Source organism: Pseudomonas sp. NPDC089918 (assembly GCF_050280605.1).
In the GTDB taxonomy this organism is placed as follows: Bacteria; Pseudomonadota; Gammaproteobacteria; order Pseudomonadales; family Pseudomonadaceae; genus Aquipseudomonas.
This window is the reverse complement of record NZ_JBNNVP010000070.1, coordinates 1-17703: the sequence shown is the minus strand read 5'-3', so window position 1 is coordinate 17703 and position 17703 is coordinate 1. Positions and strand designations below refer to the sequence as shown.

Below are 17703 nucleotides of genomic sequence, written 5' to 3'. Positions count from 1 at the left end.
CGTGGCTTGCCCGCGAAGAATGCACCGCGGTTTTTCAGGTATTACGCGTCATCGTTCTTCGCGGGCAAGCCACGCTCCCACAGGATTTTCGTCGCTCAAAATTCTTGACTTGCCACAGGCTTCAGCGCCGCCGAAACAGCGGCCGCGGCTCAATCACCGAGCGCCCGTACAACACGCTCATCCCCGCCAGCCCCTTGAGTGCATCTTCAGCGGATTTATCTTCGCGCACGGCAAAGCTGTCGAAACCGCATTGACGCATGTGGCTGAGTTGATCGCGCAGTACATCGCCAATCGCGCGCAATTCGCCTTGCCAACCGAAACGCGTACGTAGCAGATAGGCCTGGCTGTAGGCGCGTCCGTCGCGAAAACTCGGGAAGTCGAGGGCAATCAGCGGCAGGTCGGGAAACCACGGGGTCAGGTTTGTCACTTCATCGTTGGGCCCCAGCCAGACGCCTTCGAGCGCTGTCGTGGTATTGGCGTTGAGGGCCAGCCACTGGGGTAACGGCAGTATCAGCGGTCCGACCGGCAACTCATCCGTTGCTTCACGAATCAACTGCCACGGATCATCGCGCACCCACTCGGCACCGCCCTCTTGCAAACGCAGCAGATTATTCATGCCGACACCTCCAGCATTTTCGGGTAAACCCGTTCCTTGAACGGCTCCAGACCGATGCGCGCCAAGGTATCGACGAACAGTTCCTCGCTCTCGCGGTAGCGGACAAATGTAGCGATGATCCGCTCGATCACCGCGGGCACTTCGGCGGCGCTGAAGGACGGGCCGATGACTTTGCCCAACGCGCTGTTCTTGCCCTGGGCGCCGCCAAGGGTGATCTGGTACCACTCGCTGCCGTTCTTATCGACGCCAAGAATGCCTATGTTGCCGATGTGGTGGTGGCCGCAGGCGTTCATGCAACCGGAGATATTCAGACTGATGTCGCCCAGGTCATGCAGGTAATCCAGGTCCTCGAAACGCGCCTGAATCGCTTGTGCGACGGGAATGGATTTGGCGTTGGCCAACGCACAGAAGTCGCCGCCGGGGCAGGCGATGATGTCGGTCAGCAAGCCGATGTTGGCGCATCCCAGGCCTTGCTCGCAGGCCAGGCACCACAGAGCGTAAAGGTCGGCCTTCGGCACATCCGGCAGGACGACGTTCTGTTCATGGGCGATGCGAATTTCGCCGAAGCCGAACTGTTCGGACCACTGGGCCACTGCCTCCATCTGCTCGGCCGTGACATCCCCCGGCGGCGCGGCGATGCCCGGTTTGGTCGACAGCACCACGCTGGCGTAACCCGGCACCTTGTGCGGTTGAACGTTGCGCGTCACCCAACGGGCGAAGGCCGGGTTCTCGGCCAGGCGTGTGCCGAAGTCCAGATCGGTGCCGGCCAGTGAGCGGTAATCGGGCGGCACGAAGGCACTGGCGACACGCTCATACTCGACGTCGGTCAACTGCGCCGGACCGTCCTTGAGGTGCTGCCACTCCTCCTCCACTTCCTTGGCGAAGGCTTCGATACCCAGTGCCTTGACCAGAATCTTGATCCGCGCCTTGTACTTGTTATCGCGCCGCCCGTGGCGGTTATAGACGCGCAATACCGCCTCGACGTAGGACAGCAAGTGCTGCCACGGCAAGCCTTCGCGGATCTGCAAACCGAGAATCGGCGTGCGCCCCAAGCCGCCACCAACGATCACCCGCAAGAGCATTTGCCCGCTCTCATCGCGATAAAGATAGAGGCCGATGTCATGCATCATGATCGCCGCGCGGTCCTGCTTCGCCGAGCAGATGGCGATCTTGAACTTGCGCGGCAGGAACAGGAATTCCGGGTTGATGGTCGACCATTGCCGCAGGATCTCTGCCAGCGGGCGCGGGTCCATCAACTCGTCCGCCGCGACGCCGGCGAAGGCCTCGGTGGTGATGTTGCGCACGCAGTTGCCGGAGGTCTGGATCGCATGCATTTCCACCTGAGCCAGACGTTCGAGAATGTCCGGCACCTGGGCCAGTTCGATCCAGTTGAACTGCATGTTCTGCCGGGTGGTGAAGTGGCCGTAGCCACGATCGTAGTCCCGCGCAATGCTCGCCAGAATGCGCATTTGCTTGGCGCTCAGGGTGCCGTAAGGAATCGCCACGCGCAGCATGTAGGCATGCTTTTGCATGTACAGGCCGTTCTGCAGGCGCAGGGGCAGGAACTCTTCTTCGCTCAACTCCCCGGCCATGAAACGTTCGACCTGATCGCGAAACTGCGCAACACGCTCGAACACCAGGGCCCGGTCGTAGTCATCGTATTGATACATGTGGCTGCCTCATCAGGAATTTTGCACAGAACCTGTGGGAGCGGCTGTGGTGAGGGGGCTTGCCCCCGTTGGGTTGCGAAGCAGCCCCAAAATCTCTGATGCACCAGAGATCTTGTGAGTGCTACGCACTCAAACGGGGGCAAGCCCCCTCGCCACAGGGGCTCCCACAGGAATTGCGATGTATCGAACTCTGCGGTTCGCTCTTGGGGTGCAACTATGCGACAGCAGCGCAGCACGTTACAGATTCAGCTAAACACTAAAAAACCGTATCAGTACGCGGCCTACGGCCGCAGGCCGGCATCACATCTGATCCGCATAAACTCGGTTTTTCTGAGTCTGTTTTGTTTGCGGCAGGGTTTCTACAGTTCATGCATGCCAGACCGGGTGGCCTGGCAAGTCTTTGCAACCGTGGAAGAATTGACCATGAGCACAGCAACAATCGGACAGGCCTATAACTACAAGGTCGTTCGCCAATTCGTCGTGGCAACCATCGTCTGGGGCGTCGTCGGGATGGCGATGGGGGTGTGGATCGCCTCGCAACTGGTATGGCCCGAGATGAACCTCGACCTGCCGTGGACCACCTTCGGCCGCTTGCGTCCGCTGCACACCAGCCTGGTGATTTTCGGCTTTGCCGGCAGCGCGCAATTCGCCGCCAGTTACTACGCGGTGCAACGCACCTGCCAGGTGCGGCTGTACTCCGACAAGCTCGCAGCATTCACCTTCTGGGGCTGGCAATCGGTGATCGTGGTGATGCTGATCACCCTGCCGCTGGGCTACACCACCACCAAGGAATACGCCGAGATCGAATTCTCCGGCGCGGTGTGGATGACCGTGGTCTGGGTCGCTTACGCCATCGTGTTCTTCACCACCGTGGTGCAACGCAAGACCAAACACATCTACGTCGGCAACTGGTTCTTCGGCGCGTTCATCGTGGTGATCGCCATGCTGCATGTGGTCAATCACCTGTCGATTCCGGTGGACTGGTTCAAGTCGTATCCGGTGTATTCCGGGGCCACCGATGCCATGGTGCAGTGGTGGTACGGGCACAACGCGGTGGGATTCTTCCTGACCACCGGCTTTCTCGGGATGATGTATTACTTCGTGCCAAAACAGGTGGGTCGGCCGGTGTATTCCTATCGTTTGTCCATCGTGCATTTCTGGGCGCTGATAACCCTGTACATCTGGGCCGGCCCACACCATTTGCACTACACCGCGTTGCCAGACTGGGCGCAGTCGCTGGGCATGGCGATGTCGCTGATCCTGTTGGCGCCGAGTTGGGGCGGAATGATCAACGGCATGATGACCCTGTCGGGCGCCTGGCATAAGTTGCGCACCGACCCGATCCTGCGCTTTCTGGTGCTGTCCCTGGCCTTCTACGGCATGTCGACGTTTGAAGGGCCGATGATGGCGATCAAGACGGTGAACGCCCTCTCCCACTACACCGACTGGACCATCGGCCACGTGCATGCCGGAGCCCTGGGCTGGGTGGCTATGATCACCTTCGGCGCCATCTACCACATGGTCCCGAAAGTCTTCGGCCGCCCGCAGATGCACAGCATCGGCCTGATCAACGCGCACTTCTGGCTGGCGACCATCGGCACCGTGCTGTACATCGCCTCGATGTGGGTCAACGGCATCACCCAGGGTTTGATGTGGCGCGCGATCAACGACGACGGCACGCTGACCTACTCGTTCGTCGAAGCCTTGCAGGCCAGTCATCCGGGGTTCGTCGTGCGTTTCGTGGGCGGGGTGTTCTTCCTCAGCGGCATGTTGCTGATGGCCTACAACACCTGGCGCACGGTGCGGGTGTCGGACGTGAGGATGGCTGAACTTGAAGCGCAGATTGCCTGAGGCAAGGAGCCTGACATGATCGAGATGGGGTTGAATCTATTGGGTGTTCTGGGGCTTTGGCTGGCGGTCGAGTACTGCCTGAAACACCAGACGGCCGAGAGCCTGGACGATGCCAGCCTGATTCCGTTCGCCGATGATCCCGAGGTGGCGCGGCGGGTGGAATTGGCGACGGGTAAGACTGTGAAAGCGGTGGCGCCGGAAGAGGTGAAGCCGGGTTGGGGCAACCTCGAAATTTAATGCAGCACCAATGATCGTTCCCACGCTCTGCGTGGGAATGCAGCCCGGGACGCTCTGCGTCCCATTGGAACGCGGAGCGTCCCTTGAGGCATTCCCACGCAGAGCGTGGGAACGATCATCATGCTCAGAGAATTCAGCCGCGCTCGCGGGGAATCAGGCTCTGCAGTTGCTGCGCCAGGAAGTTCGCATCGAAGGCAAAGGTGTCCGGGTCTTTCAAGCCATTGGTCTTGCGCCATTGCCAATTGCTGGAGGGCGGCAGGCACACCAGCGAAATGCTGCCATAACGCGCGGCAGTCAAGCCCATCACTGCGAGGGAAATCTGCCCACCCGCGCCCATCACGTCCGGCACGAACTCCACCGGTTTCCCGGCGATCACAATGGACAGTTTCTCGGTTTTGAATGTCGACGTCTCAAGCGGCACGCTCGGCCCGGACGCGACATACTCCTCGCGGCTCACTTCCAACAGATTCGGCGCCAGAACCGGTGCCAGCCACTGCTGGATCTGATCGAACAACTCACCAATGCGCGTCGCCCACACGGCCGATTGCGACTCAAACAGTTGCTTCTTGTGCGCTTCGCTATCTGCATAGTGGCGAAGCATCTCGCCCAGTTGCTGTACGTCGTCCATTGCGGTGTTCCTTTGGTTGAAGCGTTGCTGCGGACTTTGAGCATGGCAGATGCGCGCCACAGACGTACGACTAAAAGCGTGAACGGTATTGGCGAGGGGTCATGCCCAGGTGCTTGCGAAAGGCACTGCCCATGTGCGACTGATGGGCGAAACCGGCATCCAGAGCGATACAGGCCAAGGACAGATCAGTGCACTCGATCATCCTTCGTGCCGCCTGAAGGCGCATTTCAATGAGGTAAGCGTGGGGTGTCAGGCCGATAGCCTGGGTGAAATCGCGCAGAAAGCGCAGCTCGTTTTGCCCATAGGTGGCGGCCAATTGTTCCAGCGTCAGAGGCTGCTGGAACTGCTCGCTGATCTGCTCCATGACGCGGGCGAAGGCCCGGGGCGCGGCACGCTGCGTGATATCGGCTTTCCAATTCGCTACGCCAACCAGAGCCACGGCACATTGCTCAAGTGCCAGCAAGTCGGGTTGCGTGGCGAGCAACTGACGCCGTACCTCTCGCGCCAGAGACAACGCCCGTCGATTGCCGCAAGACTGCACGCGGTGGGCGACGGAGGGTAACTGTTCGCTGGCGAACTGCTCGTCCAACTGCATCAGCAGATACTCACCACCGGTGGCTGATTCGGAAAACACCTCCACGCCGATAGGCGTATAAGCCAATACACCCGCAAAGGTATCAAAATCTGTCCGTCGGTCAGAATCGATCGCATGCACGCCTTGCTGACGTTCCAGTGTCACCCCTAGCGTTTTTGACTGTGCCGGATCGCGCGCGCTGTAGGCCGCACGAGGCAAGAGTTGCAGGCAGATTTTGCCACCCGGCAGGCGCCGGCTCAGCACACTGGGCATGTGAAATTTCCTGATAGATCGCCATGAAGACCCACGGGATACTCTCGAATAAAGAGCACCCTCGCAAGGGTTTGCCATTACAGGAGCACAACATGCGCACCATCGGCCTTATCGGCGGCATGAGCTGGGAGTCCAGCGCCGAGTATTACCGTCTCATCAACCAGCAGGTACGTGATCGCCTCGGGCCGTTGCGCTCGGCGAAACTGTTGATGTACAGCGTCGACTTCGGCCCGGTCGAACAGGCCCAGCATGCCGGGCGCTGGGACGACGCCGCGGCGATTCTGGTGGATGCAGCCCAGCGTCTGCAGGCGGGTGGCGCCGAGTGCGTGGTGCTGTGTACCAACACCATGCACAAGGTAGCCGGGCAGATTCAGGCCGCCATCGATATTCCGTTCCTGCACATTGCCGATCCGGCTGGTCAAGCGGCATTGGACGCCGGTGCGCTGCGGGTGGGTTTGCTGGGTACTGCGTTCACCATGGAGCAGGACTTTATCAAGACACGTCTGACGGCCAAGGGCCTGACGGTGCTGGTACCGGAGGCTGATGAACGTCTGGCCGTGCACCGGATCATCTATGACGAGTTGTGCGTCGGGGTGATCAGCGAGGCGTCACGTCAGGTCTATCAACGGGTGATCGAGTCGCTGACCCAACGCGGCGCCCAGGCGATCATCCTCGGCTGTACCGAAATCGGCCTGCTGATCAAACCCGAGCACAGCGCCCTGCCCTTGCTCGACACCACCGAACTGCATGCACAGGCGGCGGTGGCGTTTGCTTTGGGTGACTGCCGGTAAGTCAAAGCGCAGAACCTTGTGGGAGCGGGCTTGCCCGCGAAGAATGCACTGCGGTTTTTCAGGCATTACGCGTCATCGTTCTTCGCGGGCAAGCCACGCTCCCACAGGATGTTCGTCGCTCACATTTGGGCCTCGGGCGTGCGACGCAGGCGCGCCATGCTCAGGGTATCGACCAGCCGACCGTCACGCACGGCGTAATCGCGAAACAGGCCTTCGGTCTCGAAACCGAATTTCTGGTACAGGCCGATGGCCGCTTCGTTGTCGGCGTACACCGAAAGTTCTACCCGTTGCAGATTCATCCAGTTGTCGGCGACGTCCAGCGCTGCCGCCAGCAGTTTCGAGCCGACACCCTTGCCCTGCCACGCCACGGCGACACCCATGCCAAAGCTACCGGCGTGGCTGCGGCGGATCCGCGAAAACTGCTCCAGGCCAATGTTGCCGATGACCGATCCCTGGTGCAGCGCCACCAGTTTCACCGCGCGCTCGTTGTCCGCCATCAGGCGTTGGCGCCAGACCTCGCTGGACTGAAACGGCATTTGCAGCACCTGCCGGGCCACGGCGGGGTCGTTGTAGAGCGCGGTGATGCCCTCGATGTGGGATTCGTTGAAGCGTTCGAGGGTAATGACGGAGTCGGCGGGCATGAAATGTTTCGTCCTTGATGCGTGCATGGCCGCCTACTCTATAACGGCGCAAACCTTTGTGGCGAAGAGGCTTGTCCCTCCTCCCAGGAAAATCAAAAGATCGCAGCCTTCGGCAGCTCCTACAGGGACCGTATGAACCCGTCATTGCGTGGGCGCGCGCAGCCTCGGCAGGAGCTGCCGAAGACTGCGATCTTTTGCGCTTGATGGCAGGCTGGCGATGTTTTTTTGGCCAGATCATCAGACGTTCACATAGGCGCAATACATTAGCGCGGATTGATTTCTCGCCCCTTCAATCTGTGAGCCGTATACGTAATGTTGCCTGTTGCCGAGATGGAAGCTGCCTTAAAAAACGGGACTCCAAAGGTCCCTGATCGTTGCGCTGGTAGACATGAAGTGGGGGCTTACAGCCCCTCTAATGACCTTGAGATCGAGGTTCGATTTCTGTCGCCAGCTGACATTCCTTCGGTGCTTGAACTTGAGCAAAGGAAATGGGAAGGCGATCAGCGCGCAGACGCCTCGATGCTGGCGTCACGGATCGCCTCCTTCCCTGCATTGAGTATCGGCGCTTTTTGCACTCGCACGGGTGATGCGCTGGCGTCGTTGTTCATGAAACCTGCCCGGCACGAGATCATACGCAAGTGCCCAACGTGGGAAGACTGTGCAAGAAAACACCACGGCGACGAGTCCGCAAAAACCGGCGTGCTGTTTGGCATCAGCCTGAGCAGTGTTGATCCGAAAGCGGCAGAAGCCATTTTCGAGTTCTTTTGGCCCCATGCGCTGAAGGCGGGATGGTCAGATGTCTATCTTGGCTCGCCAATCCCGGGCCTTCGTAACTGGATCTCGAAAAACCCTGATAGTCCGGTAACACAGTATGTGCGAAGTGAACATAAAGGCCTGCCGCTGGATCCACAACTGCGGTACTACTTCAAAAGAGGCTTTCGCAAGATCGTCGCCATCAACGACAACTATTTCCCGCATGCCCCTTCACTGGATTTTGGCGTGCTGATCTTAGGTAAAGTGCCACTCTCCGGTCTTTCCTTTATATGGAAGCGGGTTCCGCTGCCTTGGCTGCAGCGTATGAAAAAACTGTTCTTCGTGTGCTTATGAACGCTTCCCTGACAACAGAAAGCGCAGCACGTCCACTCGCGCACGACAGATGTTTTTGGCGACTGCTGGCCTGCGCTGCGGCGTCCATGATGGGAGACCAGTTCACCCTTGTCGCCTTTCCCCTGCTAGTCATGGCGATAACGCCAGACCCGATGGCGCTCGGCTGGGCTTTTGCCGCGCTTGCATTACCGCGCGCCTTGTTCCTGTTGGCTGGCGGCTCGCTGGTCGACCGTTTTGGCGCCCGCTCGGTATGGATGTTCGGCTGCTGTTCGAGTGCAATGGCGCTATGCGGTTTGTCCTGGGCGGTTTTTCAAGGCCATGCCACGTTGCCCGTGATCTATGGATGCGCCGCATTATTGGGGCTGTTCAGCGCGCTCACTTTACCGGCCGGCAGTGCCCTGGTGCCTGGCATTGTGAACCCGCGCGATCTGGAGCAGGCCAACGGCGTCTTTCTTGCACTCAGACAGGTAACCATGGCCCTGGGTCCGGTCGCCGCCGGTGCACTAATCGCCAGCGCGATTTTGCCCTCTGATGTGCGCTCAGATTCAAACGGCGCGCTGGACGGCTATGCCATCGCGTTTGCACTCGACGCGCTGACCTTTGCCCTGTCCGCGCTCGGGCTGAGCAGTTTGCGTATCCGCAGAACGACTTCCCTTGGTTTCGGTTCCACCGCCACGGAAGGCCTGCGTTATTTCTTTCAGAATCGGCGGCTTCGTACGTATCTGGCCTACATGGCGGCGATGACGCTGTTCATGAGCGGACCGGTACAGATCGCCGTGCCGCTACTGGTTCACATGCGTTTCACGCCCGAGGCGCAAGCCCTGGGCTGGCTATTCGGGGCCCAAGGCGCGGGGACCTTGGTGGGCATGCTGATGTTCACTGCCCACCCGAAACTGCGGATTATCAATTTAGGCACCACCCTGCTCGCAATGGATGCCGCCATCGCCTTGCTGCTGATGCCGCTGGGATGGGTATACGCCCTCTGGCAAGGCGTGGCACTGCTGTTCGCCATCGGTATCTTTGGCGGCTTTGTGCAGGTCATGGCGTACACCTGGCTGCAGCGAGCATTGCCGCCAGCATTGCTCGGTCGCGGCATGAGCCTGTTCATGCTCGTGTTTGCCGGACTCGCGCCGGTCTCGGCAGCGATTTCAGGCTGGGTTTTGCAATTCACCGCCATCGAAGCCGTGTTCGTAGCATCCGGTGTGCTGCTATTGACGACGGTGGCGTTCTTTTACGTTGGCTCGGGCCTTGGGAGGCTGTCGGATGTTTAATCGAATAGAGCCTTTGAACAGTGCCACGAGGTCTGCCCGTCATGTAGATACCGGCTTGGCAGCCTCTCATTCATTGCGCTCCAACATGCCCAGCTATCTGTTCATGGCCCTGTGCGCCTTGAATACGGCCGCGATTGTCTGGCTGGCTGCTCACGATGAGTTCGGATGGCTTGCCGTTGCTCCGCTGATAGTGCTTCAGGCGATCCTGATGATCGGGGTTCAGGAGGCCAAACATCAATGTGTGCATCGTCAGTTCCTCGTTGGCACGCGTCTGAACGATGCAGTGGGTGTATTCACGGCTGCCATTTTCGGCGTGAACTTCGTGGGCTACCGCTGCTTTCACCTCGAACACCATCGCAAAACGTGCCAGGCCGATGATCCCGAAGGGTTGCTGTACCAACAGACATGGCGAACACGCCTGATCAGCCTGTTTGGCGCCGTTGAGCAACTGTGGGTTGCCGTTTCCATCAATATTTTTTCCCGAGGCTACACACCTCCTCATGCGCTCTGGCGCTGGCGCTGGAACAATGCCTTTCTCGCCGTTTTCGTCGCAGCGCTGGCTTTGGGCATCCATGAGGTGCCTCGACAAATCGTATGCGCCTACCTGCTTCCGTATTGCATTTTTGCCTGGCTGGATTTCTGGTTGACCCAGGCCGAGCACTATGGGGTACCGATCTCGGCTCAAGGCTCGCGCCGCGCGCCCTGTGACATCACGACCGATTTATATCTGCCAACGCCACTGTCCTGGCTCATCCTGCATCGCTCGTTGCACCGAATTCACCATGATGCACCGGCGACGCGCTGGTTCCATGCCCACGCTCAATCGAGGGCTCTGGCCGAACGCAAGCCAGGCGGCGTGACGGACCTCCCCACCTTCTATGCGACCTGGATGCGACTCGGTCCCCGACTCTGGAAGTAAGCCATGACAGACGCAGCTATCGAATCACGGCACACAAAGACTGCCGAGCCCCAATATCCCATCCGCACTGTAGAGCGCGCCCAGCTGTTGGAGTGGGGCAAACCCGCCCCATTGCGTTTACTCGCCGCCACGGTTTTCGAGTGGGGGCTAATCCTGTGTACGGCAGGTCTGGCCATGTACGCAGGCACGATTTGGGCCTCGGTGTTGGCCGTTGTGTTCATCGGCGCAAGGCAGCATGCATTGCTCATTCTGATGCATGAGTTTTCACACCGGCAGTTCAGCCGGACTCGCCCCATGCTCAACGACACCCTTGGCGATTTCCTGACGGCAATCCCGTTCACCATCACCATTTTCGGGTTTCGTCGCGACCACACCGCCCACCATCGGCATACCGCAACCGACCGCGATCCCAACTGGGTTTCATGCAAGGGACAGGACCGATTCACCTTTCCAAAATCCGCGTTCAACATTGTCATCCTGTTGCTCAAACACTGCGCAGGGCTTTACGGCTTCCACGAGTTGAAAACGGCCCTGGTGACGTCAAAAATGGCGTCGCAATGCCCACCTTCCACGCGGTATCGACAATGGATTTTTGCCGTTTTGCTCGCGGGAGTTTTCACCTGGTTCCACCTCTGGCTGGCGGCCTTGGTGTACTGGCTCCTGCCTCTGTTTACCGTGTTGATGGCCCTGCTGTACTGGCGCGATGTGGCAGAACACTTCGCCATGCCCAACCCCGGTCCCGGAGCATCCCGAACGGTGATTGCAACCTGGTGGGAACGCTTGTTGATCGCCCCCCACGGCGTCGGCTTTCATGCCGAACACCACCTGTATCCTGCCGTGCCATGCTTTCGCCTTAGGCAGGTGCATGAGGCGCTAGCGAAAGACGAGGCGCATGCCCGGCAGGCGCACATCACGCGTGGTTATTTCTCGGGATTGATTCGCGAGATCGCTGCCGCCGACACCCCCCGCTCATGTGTGAGCCATTGACGCATGGATTATCTCGAGAAGCCTGTATCCGACAATAGTGAAGAGGCCACCCTCTTCAAGCCATTCTGGAACGACACGTCAATCAAGACTTACCTGTTCGATGCCTGTTCGGTATTGCTTCCGGCCGGTGAGCAATTCGTGATCTCGGTGGTGGAGTCAGCCGCTTTGCGGCTGCAACAGACTTCAGTTCTTGCCGAATGTTCGCTCAACTTCGTGGCAGAGGAACGGGCCCACCAGCGAGCGCACAGGCTGTACAACCAGCAACTGGAAACCCAGGGGTTTGAAGTCAAGAAGTTCGAGCACATGATCGAAAAAGATCTCGAGGCTCTTCAGTCAAAATTGTCACTCAATGCGCAATTGGCATTGGCTGCCGCGTTCGAGCACGTGACGGCCGTTATGTCCGCTGCCGCCTTGCGCAGAAACGGCTTGCTCTCGGTCAAGGAGTCACCACAGACCCGCCTGTGGCGATGGCATTGCGCTGAAGAAGTGGCGCACCAGCACGTCACCACGGACCTGCTGCGGTCGCTGGGCATACCCTATTGGCAGCGGATTTTCTATTTCCTGGCAGCATCGGGGCTCATGGCGTTCGATGTCATTCGTCACATACACAGTTTTGCCCGCCTCGACATCGCCCGCGGCCGCGTCAGCTCGAAGGAAGTACGGCGTGCTGCGGGCAGCTTGCTGTTGCGCGATGGCACCAATCTGGTGTTGATGGCAATCGGATGGGCCGCCTACTTTCTTCCGCTGAAAAAAAGCTAAGGGGTCAGCTCGATAAAAGAGCGACATGGTTGAACGGGTGACGCGACAACCACCTGCTAGAGTAAAAAGCATACCCATCGACTATCCAGCACCGGAGTCGTGCACCGCCACCTCGATTTTTGACTTGAGGAACGACGTTATTCGCCGGACTGAATGTCACCTTCGGAAATGAGGAAATTTCTATGAAAGGTTTGCTTCGCGCCGCAGGATTCAGCCTGATGGCGTTTTTCGCAAGTTGTGGTGTTGGTGCTCAGACAGTGCACAGTCATGCTGCGCCGCCTGCCTTCACCGCCACACCGGCCGATATCCAAGCGGATAGCCAAAGAAATTGATCGTTCTCATGTTCCACGGAAGGCTTGGGGACGGGCTTGCTCGCGAAGGCGGTGGTCCGTCGGTATCAATGTTGCCTGACACACCGTCTTCGCGAGCAAGCCCGCTCCCACATTAGTTAGCCGTCAACTCTCGAACCACTCCCGCCGCTCGTTGAAGGTGTTGTGGATCAGCTCGACGATGCTCTGCACCTCACCTTCATCCCGGGAGTCGGCATTGACCGCCATCCACACCTGGCGCTGCATCGGTTGCTTGAAGAGCCCGGGTAACGCCACCAGCCCCCGGTCGAATTGGCTCATGTAGTGCGGTAGCAAACCGATGCAGGCGCTGCAGCGGATCATCTCAAGCATCAGCTCATAGGAATGCAGCTGCACCACGCCCGCCAGACGCTGCTCCACCAGACTGTTCCACGGGCCAAAAGCGGCAATATGGCGGTCGTGCTGCCATTGCACCAGCATGAAATCGGCCAGGTCACCCAGGCTATCCGGCCGGGCCGCGACCCGTGAATACCGTTTGGCGATGTGCGGCAGATAGTCCAGCCGTGCCAGACGCTGGGGTTCGCTGATGGCGAAACTGGGGCCTGGCAATGGCGAATCGGTGCCGGCCAGCCACACCACCACATCGGCGCTGATCGCTCGCAGCGACAGTTCACTGTCCAGGGAAATGATGTCCAGGCGCACACTGGCGTTGCGCCGCAGCAGCGAGACCAGATCACGGCCGAGGATGTCGTGCAGGATCGACTCGGCGACGGCCAGGCGAATCAAGGGCTGTTCGATCACGGGCAAGTCGCGTTCGCGGGCCAGGGCAATCAACTGCGCCTGGAGCCGCAAGCCGTCACGACTAAGTGCAAAGCCATTGCTCGAGTGGCTGAACAGCGAACGCCGCAGTTGCGCTTCAAGTTGTGCCAGCTGTTTACGCAATTGGGTCGATTTGATGTTGAGGCTGCGGGCCGCTTGCATGAAACAACCGCAACGGGCGCAGACCCGGAAAGACTGCACCAGCACCGGATCGATTCCGGCCAGTGAGTGTAAGGATTGGTTTTGTTCTACGGGCCATTGGTACTCGGTCACACCCTGACGATCAGTGGGTTCCATGAATGACATTGATCACTCCCTGTCGATCTGTCCTTGAGCGTTTTATCCTGCTGACTGTTTATGAACCTGATGTGACAACCGGGCAAAAACCGGATGAAATCGCCTGATGTCGGCCAGTCACGGTACGGAACCTGTGGGAGCGGGCTTGCTCGCGAAAGCGGTGTGTCAGGCGACATCAATGTGGACTGTGCCGCCGTCTTCGCGAGCAAGCCCGCTCCCACAGGGTTTGCGCTTGAATTAACCGCTAGGCGTTTGCCGAAAGCTCACCGCCAGGCGATTCCAGCTGTTGATGGTGCTGACGGCCATCGTCAGGTCGACCAGTTCGCCTTCGCTGAACTGCTCCCGGGCCAGGGCGTAAACGTCATCCGGCACGTGGCTTTGCGAGAGCAGGGTTACCGCTTCGGTCCAGGCCAGGGCGGCTCGCTCCCGAGGGTTGAAGAAATTGCTGTCGCGCCAGACTACGATCGCATACAGCCGGCGATCGCTCTCACCGAAGCGGCGCGCGTCCACCGAGTGCATGTCGGTGCAGAAGGCGCAGCCATTGAGCTGCGAGGCGCGGATTTTGATCAGGTTCAACAAGGCCGGTTCGATGCTCAGGTCGCGGGTCAAGGCCTCCATCGCGATCATGGCTTTCATCGCTTTGGGCGATGCGCTGTAGTAATCCAGACGGGCGTTCATGGCGGTGCCTCATGGCGCTGATCAGTGCCTCCACGGTAGGCGCTGATGCGCGAGGGTTACAGAGCCAATTCGGCGAAAATGCCATGGACCGCCCGGCAGAAGGCCAATCGGCGCTTTTTCGCCCACGCAACTTCTGTGCAGCCGTTCATGCGGGTAATCTGGCGCGACGCACAGTCGCCTCAACCGCCCAAGGAGCCCCGCCGGTATGGAACTTCATGTTGTCATCAACGGCCGCAAGGACCTGGCAGGCCAGTTGTACCGGCAACTGCGCAGCGCCATCGAATCCGGTCGCCTGGCAGCCGGGGCGCAACTGCCACCCAGCCGCTTGCTGGCCGAACAACTGGGGATCTCGCGCAAGACCATTTCCGACACGTATGCGCAACTGACCTACGAGAACTTCCTCACCGGGGTGATCGGCAAAGGCACTTACGTCAATGCCCGGGCGGCGAAAATCGTCCACAAGCAGAGCCATTCGGAGCTGGCCAGCTTTGATGTGATCGAGCGCTGGCGCAAGCTGCCGACGTTCTTGCGCCACCCGACGCTGGAAGGCTCGTTGCGTTATGAGTTCATCGGTGGCGCCACCAGCAAGGGCCAGTTTCCGCAGGACGATTGGCGCCGCTGCACCTCCCATGCCTTGCGCCAGATTGCCGGTTCCAAAGGTTTCTACAGCCAGCCCGAAGGCCTGCCGGCGCTGCGCAATGCCATCGCACGGCACATCGCGTTTTCGCGCGGGGTCAACTGTCAGGACGAAGACGTGGTGGTGTGCAATGGCGCCCAACAGGCGCTGGACCTGATTTCCCGGGTGTTGACCCAACCGGGCAGCCTCGTCGCCATGGAAGACCCCGGCTACCCGCCGGCGCGTCTGTTGTTCGGGAGCCATGGCGCAACGGTGGTCGGCGTGCCGGTGGATGCGCAAGGCATTCAGGTCGAGCATATTCCCGATGGTACCCGGCTGATTTACGTCACCCCGTCCCACCAGTTCCCCTTGGGCATGCCCCTAAGCCAGGCCCGCCGGGAAGCCCTGCTCGCAAGGGCCTATGAGCTGGGGGCGATCATCATCGAAGACGATTACGACAGCGAATTCCGCTACGAAGGCCGGCCCACCGACTCGCTGCAAAGCCTGGATGAGCGCGGCATCGTCGCCTACGTCGGCACTTTCTCAAAGACCCTGTTGCCGGAGTTGCGGCTCGGTTACGCGATTTTGCCACCGGCGATCCTCGAAGCGGTGATCCGCGCCAAGCAGCTCACCGACCTGCATACCTCCACCCTGCCCCAATGGGCGCTCGCCAAGTTCATCGCCGAGGGCTGTCTGCTCAAGCACATCCGGCGCTGCCATACGATTTACGCCGGGCGCCGTGAACGGATCCTGGCGCGCATGGCGGGCGACCTTTCACCGTGGTTCGAAGCGGTGCCAACCACAGCCGGGTTCCACATGGCGGTGCTGTGCAAGGTGCCGGTCGATATTCCATTGGTGATCGAATTGGCAAAAAAAGTCGAAGTGGGGCTCTATGCCCTGGACAGCTTTTTTTACCAGCAAGCGCCGCGGGCCGGGCTTTTCCTGGGGTTCGGCGCGATCGAAACCCTGGACATCGACATCGCCCTGGACCGTTTGCGGGACATTTTGCAGCAGCTCGGTTGAGGGATTGGTCTGCGGCTTTATCTGGCGATTGGCTATTGGCGGTCTGGGGGGGCAGGCCTATCCTGATTGGGCGTTATCCCTCAATGAGCAGGATTCGTCCAGCCTGATTCAGGAGTGTGAGCAATGTCCAACGAAGTGATTACCACCGTAAAGGTGCAGGCTGCCGCCGGCCGCTCGGACGAACTGGGTAAGCAACTGCAAAAGATTGTCGACACCCTGCGCGAACTTCCGGGCTGTGACTCCTATATGGTCGACCGCTGCCCCGAGGACGACACCCGCTGGACAGTCAGCGCCCGCTGGCAATCGGAAGCGGCCATGCAATCGCATTTCAACTGCCCCGAAGTGCAAGGCTTCATCGGCCTGATCGACAGCCGACTGGCCAATGCCGTCGACTTCAACAGCTTTCCAATCGTTTAAAATCAAGACGCTCTGGTGATGATCGTTCCCACGCTCTGCGTGGGAATGCAGCCAGGGGCGCTCCGCGCCCCAAAAGCTGACGCAGAGCGTCCGGTGAGGCGTTCCCACGCAGAGCATGGGAACGATCAGCGGGTAACGTAGCTTCGGTCATTGGTCCCCTCACCTTCCCGAAAATTGGCCGTTTGATTGCCCGATAGCGCGGCTTACTGTGGTCCCTGACGACTCACCACCTCAGGTAATCAACCATGAAAACGCTTTGTTTTTTTGCCGCGCCTCTCGCCGCCCTGACGCTGAGCATTTCAGCCCCGACATTCGCCCACGAAACCGCTCCTTCAGAAAAAGTCACCGTCCTGCAGGACCAGATGCTGAAAAACGCCCCCGGCAAAAAAGCCTTGATGATCGAAGTCGATTACGAGCCGGGCCAATCGTCCATCGCCCATAAACACCAGGGCACGGCCATGGCTTACGTGCTTTCGGGGGAGATCATCTCTCAAGTCAAAGGCGAAAAAGCGATCACCTACAAGGCCGGTGAATTCTGGTACGAACCGGCGGGTTCTGAACATCTGGTCTCGAAAAATGCCAGCGCTACCCAACCCGCCAAGCTGCTGGTGTTCATGGTGTTGGCGCCGGATGAGAAAGTGTTGATTCCTTTGGAGAACTAATAGCTGAGGCGAAGCTGATGGCCCTATCGCGAGCAGGCTCGCTCCCACAGTAGATCGCATTCTTCTGGAAGAATCCGGTCACCTGTGGGAGCGAGCCTGCTCGCGAAGAGGCCCGACCAGACACAACAAAACCTTCAGACAAAAAAAAGCCCCATCTCTTTCGAGACGGGGCTTTTTCATTCAACGCCTATCAGGCAGCCGGTTCCAGCTCGGTGCTGACAGCGGCAGTCGCAGTGGCAGGCACCACCGCTTGACCGCTCAACGCCAGGTCCAGCAGTTCGCGGTTGGCCACCGCGTACATGGCGTAGTCGGTGCCGCTGGCGGCACGGATTTCCACCAGCATGGCGCGCCAGCGTTCGATCATGCCTTCGTGCTCTTCCATCCACAGCGCCAGGCGTGTTTCCACATCCTGGGTGCCGTCGCCCTGTTGCAGGACAGAGATGGTGATCGCACGTTGTTGCCAGTCGACGTCATCACGGAACGCTTCACGGGCCAGGGCCTGCCAGTTGTTTTCAACCGGCAGAGCGCTGATCTGTTGCAGGTACCAGGTGATGTCCAG

20 protein-coding genes are annotated in these 17703 nt (G+C 59.5%); 12 read left to right on the top strand and 8 right to left on the bottom strand.

Annotated features, from left to right (window positions below; all coding sequences use genetic code 11):
• Window positions 1–121: 121 nt before the first annotated feature.
• Both ACQKPC_RS29020 and ACQKPC_RS29015 read right to left on the bottom strand, forming a co-directional pair.
• Entirely contained in the window at window positions 122–616 is a 495-nt protein-coding gene (locus tag ACQKPC_RS29020; protein ID WP_427628070.1) for a DUF934 domain-containing protein, read from the bottom strand.
• Window positions 613–2286 (bottom strand): nitrite/sulfite reductase, encoded by a 1674-nt coding sequence (locus ACQKPC_RS29015; RefSeq protein ID WP_427628068.1) that lies wholly within the window; start codon window positions 2284–2286, stop codon window positions 613–615. The genes ACQKPC_RS29020 and ACQKPC_RS29015 overlap by 4 nt, the downstream gene beginning before the upstream one ends.
• Before the next feature lie 423 nt (window positions 2287–2709).
• Here ACQKPC_RS29015 and ccoN point away from each other — a divergent pair, with 423 nt between their 5' ends.
• Both ccoN and ACQKPC_RS29005 read left to right on the top strand, forming a co-directional pair.
• Window positions 2710–4137 (top strand): cytochrome-c oxidase, cbb3-type subunit I, encoded by a 1428-nt coding sequence (gene ccoN / locus ACQKPC_RS29010; protein WP_427628066.1) that lies wholly within the window; start codon window positions 2710–2712, stop codon window positions 4135–4137.
• 15 nt (window positions 4138–4152) lie between these two features.
• Complete coding sequence (locus ACQKPC_RS29005; protein ID WP_052963449.1) at window positions 4153–4374, top strand: hypothetical protein; 222 nt, start codon at window positions 4153–4155, stop codon at window positions 4372–4374.
• Between the two features lie 133 nt (window positions 4375–4507).
• Here the strand turns inward: ACQKPC_RS29005 and ACQKPC_RS29000 are convergent, their stop codons facing one another.
• Both ACQKPC_RS29000 and ACQKPC_RS28995 read right to left on the bottom strand, forming a co-directional pair.
• Complete coding sequence (locus ACQKPC_RS29000; protein WP_427628064.1) at window positions 4508–5002, bottom strand: hypothetical protein; 495 nt, start codon at window positions 5000–5002, stop codon at window positions 4508–4510.
• 70 nt (window positions 5003–5072) lie between these two features.
• Window positions 5073–5849, bottom strand: a complete 777-nt coding sequence (locus ACQKPC_RS28995; RefSeq protein WP_427628062.1) for a helix-turn-helix domain-containing protein — start codon at window positions 5847–5849, stop codon at window positions 5073–5075.
• A gap of 92 nt (window positions 5850–5941) precedes the next feature.
• Between ACQKPC_RS28995 and ACQKPC_RS28990 the strand changes: the two genes are divergently transcribed.
• Window positions 5942–6640 carry an aspartate/glutamate racemase family protein gene (locus ACQKPC_RS28990; RefSeq protein WP_427628060.1) on the top strand — a complete coding sequence of 233 codons (699 nt, stop codon included), beginning with the start codon at window positions 5942–5944 and terminating at the stop codon, window positions 6638–6640.
• A gap of 119 nt (window positions 6641–6759) precedes the next feature.
• Here the strand turns inward: ACQKPC_RS28990 and ACQKPC_RS28985 are convergent, their stop codons facing one another.
• Window positions 6760–7281, bottom strand: coding sequence for a GNAT family N-acetyltransferase (locus tag ACQKPC_RS28985; protein WP_427628058.1), 522 nt, complete (start codon window positions 7279–7281; stop codon window positions 6760–6762).
• 312 nt (window positions 7282–7593) lie between these two features.
• On the opposite strand from ACQKPC_RS28985, the gene ACQKPC_RS28980 reads away from it, so the two are divergent.
• The 6 genes from ACQKPC_RS28980 to ACQKPC_RS28955 all read left to right on the top strand — a co-directional run bounded on the left by ACQKPC_RS28980 (window position 7594) and on the right by ACQKPC_RS28955 (window position 12656).
• Window positions 7594–8388 carry a hypothetical protein gene (locus ACQKPC_RS28980; protein ID WP_427628056.1) on the top strand — a complete coding sequence of 265 codons (795 nt, stop codon included), beginning with the start codon at window positions 7594–7596 and terminating at the stop codon, window positions 8386–8388.
• Window positions 8385–9659: an MFS transporter gene (locus ACQKPC_RS28975; protein WP_427628054.1), complete on the top strand. Its 1275-nt coding sequence runs from the start codon at window positions 8385–8387 to the stop codon at window positions 9657–9659. The genes ACQKPC_RS28980 and ACQKPC_RS28975 overlap by 4 nt, the downstream gene beginning before the upstream one ends.
• A 103-nt stretch (window positions 9660–9762) precedes the next feature.
• Complete coding sequence (locus ACQKPC_RS28970) at window positions 9763–10578, top strand: fatty acid desaturase family protein (protein ID WP_427628053.1); 816 nt, start codon at window positions 9763–9765, stop codon at window positions 10576–10578.
• A gap of 3 nt (window positions 10579–10581) precedes the next feature.
• Window positions 10582–11565, top strand: a complete 984-nt coding sequence (locus tag ACQKPC_RS28965) for a fatty acid desaturase family protein (RefSeq protein ID WP_427628051.1) — start codon at window positions 10582–10584, stop codon at window positions 11563–11565.
• A 3-nt stretch (window positions 11566–11568) separates the two neighbouring features.
• Window positions 11569–12324 (top strand): metal-dependent hydrolase, encoded by a 756-nt coding sequence (locus ACQKPC_RS28960; RefSeq protein WP_427628049.1) that lies wholly within the window; start codon window positions 11569–11571, stop codon window positions 12322–12324.
• A gap of 182 nt (window positions 12325–12506) precedes the next feature.
• Window positions 12507–12656 (top strand): hypothetical protein, encoded by a 150-nt coding sequence (locus ACQKPC_RS28955; protein ID WP_185022035.1) that lies wholly within the window; start codon window positions 12507–12509, stop codon window positions 12654–12656.
• A 123-nt stretch (window positions 12657–12779) separates the two neighbouring features.
• Here the strand turns inward: ACQKPC_RS28955 and ACQKPC_RS28950 are convergent, their stop codons facing one another.
• Both ACQKPC_RS28950 and ACQKPC_RS28945 read right to left on the bottom strand, forming a co-directional pair.
• Window positions 12780–13757: a LysR substrate-binding domain-containing protein gene (locus ACQKPC_RS28950; RefSeq protein WP_427628047.1), complete on the bottom strand. Its 978-nt coding sequence runs from the start codon at window positions 13755–13757 to the stop codon at window positions 12780–12782.
• Between the two features lie 228 nt (window positions 13758–13985).
• On the bottom strand, window positions 13986–14426 hold the full coding sequence (locus ACQKPC_RS28945) for a carboxymuconolactone decarboxylase family protein (protein WP_427628045.1): 441 nt from the start codon (window positions 14424–14426) through the stop codon (window positions 13986–13988).
• Window positions 14427–14631: 205 nt separating this feature from the next.
• On the opposite strand from ACQKPC_RS28945, the gene ACQKPC_RS28940 reads away from it, so the two are divergent.
• The 3 genes from ACQKPC_RS28940 to ACQKPC_RS28930 all read left to right on the top strand — a co-directional run bounded on the left by ACQKPC_RS28940 (window position 14632) and on the right by ACQKPC_RS28930 (window position 17144).
• Window positions 14632–16065 carry a PLP-dependent aminotransferase family protein gene (locus ACQKPC_RS28940; protein ID WP_427628043.1) on the top strand — a complete coding sequence of 478 codons (1434 nt, stop codon included), beginning with the start codon at window positions 14632–14634 and terminating at the stop codon, window positions 16063–16065.
• A 123-nt stretch (window positions 16066–16188) separates the two neighbouring features.
• Window positions 16189–16482 (top strand): putative quinol monooxygenase, encoded by a 294-nt coding sequence (locus tag ACQKPC_RS28935; RefSeq protein ID WP_063343499.1) that lies wholly within the window; start codon window positions 16189–16191, stop codon window positions 16480–16482.
• A 245-nt stretch (window positions 16483–16727) separates the two neighbouring features.
• Window positions 16728–17144 (top strand): cupin domain-containing protein, encoded by a 417-nt coding sequence (locus tag ACQKPC_RS28930; protein ID WP_427628041.1) that lies wholly within the window; start codon window positions 16728–16730, stop codon window positions 17142–17144.
• A 190-nt stretch (window positions 17145–17334) separates the two neighbouring features.
• Here ACQKPC_RS28930 and ACQKPC_RS28925 read toward each other — a convergent pair.
• The coding region (locus ACQKPC_RS28925; RefSeq protein WP_427628039.1) for a hypothetical protein at window positions 17335–17703 on the bottom strand (369 nt) is incomplete at its 5' end.

What these genes read in the sequence shown, in the direction of transcription:
- ACQKPC_RS29020 (WP_427628070.1), bottom strand. Translation starts at nt 616, where the DNA reads ATGAATAATCTGCTGCGTTTGCAAGAGGGCGGTGCCGAGTGGGTGCGC.
- ACQKPC_RS29015 (WP_427628068.1), bottom strand. Translation starts at nt 2,286, where the DNA reads ATGTATCAATACGATGACTACGACCGGGCCCTGGTGTTCGAGCGTGTT.
- ccoN (WP_427628066.1), top strand. Translation starts at nt 2,710, where the DNA reads ATGAGCACAGCAACAATCGGACAGGCCTATAACTACAAGGTCGTTCGC.
- ACQKPC_RS29005 (WP_052963449.1), top strand. Translation starts at nt 4,153, where the DNA reads ATGATCGAGATGGGGTTGAATCTATTGGGTGTTCTGGGGCTTTGGCTG.
- ACQKPC_RS29000 (WP_427628064.1), bottom strand. Translation starts at nt 5,002, where the DNA reads ATGGACGACGTACAGCAACTGGGCGAGATGCTTCGCCACTATGCAGAT.
- ACQKPC_RS28995 (WP_427628062.1), bottom strand. Translation starts at nt 5,849, where the DNA reads ATGCCCAGTGTGCTGAGCCGGCGCCTGCCGGGTGGCAAAATCTGCCTG.
- ACQKPC_RS28990 (WP_427628060.1), top strand. Translation starts at nt 5,942, where the DNA reads ATGCGCACCATCGGCCTTATCGGCGGCATGAGCTGGGAGTCCAGCGCC.
- ACQKPC_RS28985 (WP_427628058.1), bottom strand. Translation starts at nt 7,281, where the DNA reads ATGCCCGCCGACTCCGTCATTACCCTCGAACGCTTCAACGAATCCCAC.
- ACQKPC_RS28980 (WP_427628056.1), top strand. Translation starts at nt 7,594, where the DNA reads ATGTTGCCTGTTGCCGAGATGGAAGCTGCCTTAAAAAACGGGACTCCA.
- ACQKPC_RS28975 (WP_427628054.1), top strand. Translation starts at nt 8,385, where the DNA reads ATGAACGCTTCCCTGACAACAGAAAGCGCAGCACGTCCACTCGCGCAC.
- ACQKPC_RS28970 (WP_427628053.1), top strand. Translation starts at nt 9,763, where the DNA reads ATGGCCCTGTGCGCCTTGAATACGGCCGCGATTGTCTGGCTGGCTGCT.
- ACQKPC_RS28965 (WP_427628051.1), top strand. Translation starts at nt 10,582, where the DNA reads ATGACAGACGCAGCTATCGAATCACGGCACACAAAGACTGCCGAGCCC.
- ACQKPC_RS28960 (WP_427628049.1), top strand. Translation starts at nt 11,569, where the DNA reads ATGGATTATCTCGAGAAGCCTGTATCCGACAATAGTGAAGAGGCCACC.
- ACQKPC_RS28955 (WP_185022035.1), top strand. Translation starts at nt 12,507, where the DNA reads ATGAAAGGTTTGCTTCGCGCCGCAGGATTCAGCCTGATGGCGTTTTTC.
- ACQKPC_RS28950 (WP_427628047.1), bottom strand. Translation starts at nt 13,757, where the DNA reads ATGTCATTCATGGAACCCACTGATCGTCAGGGTGTGACCGAGTACCAA.
- ACQKPC_RS28945 (WP_427628045.1), bottom strand. Translation starts at nt 14,426, where the DNA reads ATGAACGCCCGTCTGGATTACTACAGCGCATCGCCCAAAGCGATGAAA.
- ACQKPC_RS28940 (WP_427628043.1), top strand. Translation starts at nt 14,632, where the DNA reads ATGGAACTTCATGTTGTCATCAACGGCCGCAAGGACCTGGCAGGCCAG.
- ACQKPC_RS28935 (WP_063343499.1), top strand. Translation starts at nt 16,189, where the DNA reads ATGTCCAACGAAGTGATTACCACCGTAAAGGTGCAGGCTGCCGCCGGC.
- ACQKPC_RS28930 (WP_427628041.1), top strand. Translation starts at nt 16,728, where the DNA reads ATGAAAACGCTTTGTTTTTTTGCCGCGCCTCTCGCCGCCCTGACGCTG.